Source organism: Secundilactobacillus paracollinoides DSM 15502 = JCM 11969 (assembly GCF_001311135.1).
Classification (GTDB): domain Bacteria; phylum Bacillota; class Bacilli; order Lactobacillales; family Lactobacillaceae; genus Secundilactobacillus; species Secundilactobacillus paracollinoides.
This window is the reverse complement of sequence record NZ_BBAG01000167.1, coordinates 1-560: the sequence shown is the minus strand read 5'-3', so window position 1 is coordinate 560 and position 560 is coordinate 1. Positions and strand designations below refer to the sequence as shown.

At 48.0% G+C, this 560-nt stretch carries 1 protein-coding gene; it reads right to left on the bottom strand.

What is annotated here, in order from left to right; genetic code table 11:
• Positions 1-85: 85 nt before the first annotated feature.
• Positions 86-376 carry a hypothetical protein gene (locus JCM11969_RS16830; RefSeq protein ID WP_054713028.1) on the bottom strand — a complete coding sequence of 97 codons (291 nt, stop codon included), beginning with the start codon at positions 374-376 and terminating at the stop codon, positions 86-88.
• Positions 377-560 lie beyond the last annotated feature (184 nt).

The window sequence follows — 560 nt, the reverse complement described above, 5'->3', positions numbered from 1 at the left end:
CCAACTAAAATAGCGTGCCTGACAGTTCCGCTCGGAAAGAACTGTCAGGCACGTTTTTTGTGTGTTTATTAGTAGTCGGTAGGGGTTATTGGATAACCAGGACATAGCTGTGGACGTCTTGAAGGCCAAAGAGGTGAAAGGCGTCGGGTTCCTGTTGCCAGAGCGCCATGCGGGCATTGTCCTCGATAATCAGGCATTGCGCTTCAGCTTGTGAGGAGCAGGCAATGATTTCGGAGACCTCGCCTTGGTTTAAAAGGAAATCTTGAGCGGTGTCCCAATCACGAGGGAGTGGGGCAGTACTGAATTGTCGAAAGAGTTGTTGCCAAATAATGAGATTTTCAACGGGTAATCCAGGGACGTTCATTGTCTTGAGCATGAAAGGACCTTCTTCCTTCATTCGATTTTGATTGTCGTTATTATGGCAGGAAAAGGTTGAGTTTTTGTGAAGGAAGGGTAAAGAGTTATATAAGAGTGTGAAGCAGAGTGTGAAGCAAGGCGGGTTAGGGGCGGTGTGTAAGGGACTCTGGGCTAAAAGTCCGGGCCTGACTTTTAGCCCAGAG